Here is a 2,441-nt window from a genome sequence, read left to right on the forward strand (position 1 = left end):
GCCCACCGTCGTAGCCACTGCGCCGTGGCTCGCGATCGACGACGTCGCGTGGCCGACTTCGTTCGCGGACCTGACGCCGTCATTGCGCCCGTTTCATCAGGTTCGGGCGAAGTGAGAGTTGTCCTGTCGAAGTGCATGTGTCAGGAAGGAGCCGTTGACCTGCTGGGGTGCCAGGTTGTTTGAGAAGACGGCGGGCCGGGGTTCTCAGGCGACCTGGCTTTCGCGGAAGTTGCGATCTCGGTGGAGACAGAATCTCCGGTAGAGGGGGTCCTGGGTTCCGAGGGTGGTGTAGAGCCGAGCCAATCGTCGGCTCAGTTCGGCGGCCGTTGCCAGGTAGAGCGCCTTGGGGTCGAGGGCGGATGTGGGCGGGTCCAGGATCAGGTTCTTCAGCACCACGATCTCGGGGAACGCCGCGAGGTGACTGCGATGCTCAGCCGAGATCTTCTTGCTGACGGCGAGAGCTTCGACTCGGTCAAGACGATCGGTCCACTCCTCTCCGAGGTCGATCGGGATTCCGGAGGCGGACCAGCCCTCGACGATTTTCTGCGCCAGGTCGAGGGCTCGTCCGGTCTGTCGGTGCCGGCGGGTTGAGTTGATCAAGTCGATGCTGGGCTTCGATGACTTCGGGCAGGGCGATGAGCGGAATGTCGTGAGTGGAGCGGGTCCAGGGCTGATGCCGCGGGCAAAGGTGGACGTGGGCGGGCGAGATGGTGACGACCACGGAAGCGGTGGGGCTGCGGCGGGCTGTGCAGCAGCGGCAGAGGCGGCTGATCAGCTGTCCCGTTAGCTGACCGGGCCGGTGTGGGCTGAGGAAGTCGGCGAGTGCAGGCAGTGCCCTGGCGAGGTGGGGCGTCGGGCGCCCGGAGAGTGTGGCCAGACGGCCGGGTGAGTGAGGATTCCAGCCGGCGGTGGTGTTGCTGAGCGGGGAGAACTCCGGCGGCAGTGGGCCCAGGAGACGGGCGAGGAAGCCCGCGGGACGGTTGTTGGCGACGGCCAGGCGTGGAGATAGGAACCGAGAGTCTCGTCGTGGACGGGGCCGAGAGCGACGGGCAGCCGGTGAAGTTGGTCAGGCTGCGTCGGCATCCGGCCTCCGACGGCGGGGTCGCCGACTGCGGCGGTGTTCCTGGCGGGCGTCCTCGGCGGTCTGGTCGACCTCGATGGTCTCCAGAGTCTTGCGGGTGATGGCCTCGCTGCCGCAGTTCGTTCCTCGGCGCACGTCTCGCCACGCCCGGACAGGAGTGCAGCTGAGCGTGGGAATCCGTGCAGACGACCTCGAAAACTGACAGCCCCCAGTTGCACCCTTTTTGTGATGGGCCCCTGGGCAACGTCTCAGCCCCCGGCAGTCTCTGACCGCGAAGTGAAGGGCTGCACCTGAGCTACGAAGAGCCTGCACCAGCGTTCGGTAGATCGCTCGGGATGGCTTCTCCGTCGTCGTCAGGCACAAGGAAGTCTATGGATTGTGGATCAGGTGTGTGGGTGTCGTCGGGGTTGAGGGTTTGCCAGCGTCGTTCGAAGGCGCGGAGGTGGGGGGTGAAGTGATGGAAACCGAGGGGTCTGTTGTATTGGGCGGTGATGCCTTGGTGGGTGAGTGCTTGGGTGATGCGGTGGAGGTCAGGAGTGTGGGTGGTGGCGCGGTGTTGGGCCCATGCGGTGTAGAGGTGGAATTGGAGGAGATAGCGGGAGAGGGATTTCGGTTTGATGGGGTGTTGATTGCGGTCAAGGACGCCGTGTTCAGCCAGGTGGGTGGAGAGTTCGGCCGCGTCCGGGTAGTGGCGGTGTCGGTGGTGGAAGTCGGCCCAGACCTGGTAGTAGCGGTCGACGGTGGTGGGCTGTGGCCTAGGAGAGGGAGAGGGAGAGGGAGAGGGGCGAGGGCGCTCGGCGGGTTGTCCTTCCGGTAGGTGCGCGCTGCTGGGGGTGGTGGCTATGGCGTAGTGGTCTGGGGGCGACAGAACGGGCTGGGCGCTCGCAGCGGTTCCGGTAGCGGTGCTCCAATCCGGGGAAATGGGGGCGACTCGGCGGATTGGTTCCGCGCTGTCCTTGCGTGAGCTTTGTGGTGGGTGGGGTTCAGCGAGTGGCGCCGGTACTGCCGGGTGAGGCGCCGCTGCGCTGGCCTCAGCGGGCTTATGGTGCGTGGCGGCTCCGTTTCGTGCGGGAGGCCGAGGGGTGTGTTCAGCGGCCTCAATGCCCGGGCTAGCCAACGCGGGCGCAGCCTGTTCCTGCTGCAGCACCGGGGTCGTGTCAGCGGCCGGGACGCCACCTGCGTTGGCCGGGCCGACCGATGCCGATTCCTGCTGATGTGCTGGTGTCAGGGGCGGCGGCGTGGGTTGAATGCCTGCCGCCGCCAGGCCCGCCGGGGCGGTCTCCGCCAGCGGGACGCCGTAACGGGCCAGCCGCAGCGGCATGAGCGACTCCACCGGGGCCTTGCGGCGCCAGGCGCGGCC

The 2,441-nt window shown here is 67.1% G+C and carries 2 protein-coding genes; one reads left to right on the forward strand and one right to left on the reverse strand.

The genetic code is table 11. The annotated features are described in order from the left end of the window. Nucleotides 1–204: 204 nt before the first annotated feature. On the reverse strand, nt 205–600 hold the full coding sequence (locus ABT070_RS46105) for a hypothetical protein (protein WP_351769346.1): 396 nt from the start codon (nt 598–600) through the stop codon (nt 205–207). 872 nt (nt 601–1,472) lie between these two features. On the opposite strand from ABT070_RS46105, the gene ABT070_RS46110 reads away from it, so the two are divergent. Then, nucleotides 1,473–1,898 (forward strand): hypothetical protein, encoded by a 426-nt coding sequence (locus tag ABT070_RS46110; protein WP_351769347.1) that lies wholly within the window; start codon nt 1,473–1,475, stop codon nt 1,896–1,898. Nucleotides 1,899–2,441: the final 543 nt, after the last annotated feature.

This window comes from Streptomyces sp. NPDC002884, assembly GCF_040295245.1.
GTDB lineage: Bacteria > Actinomycetota > Actinomycetes > Streptomycetales > Streptomycetaceae > Streptomyces.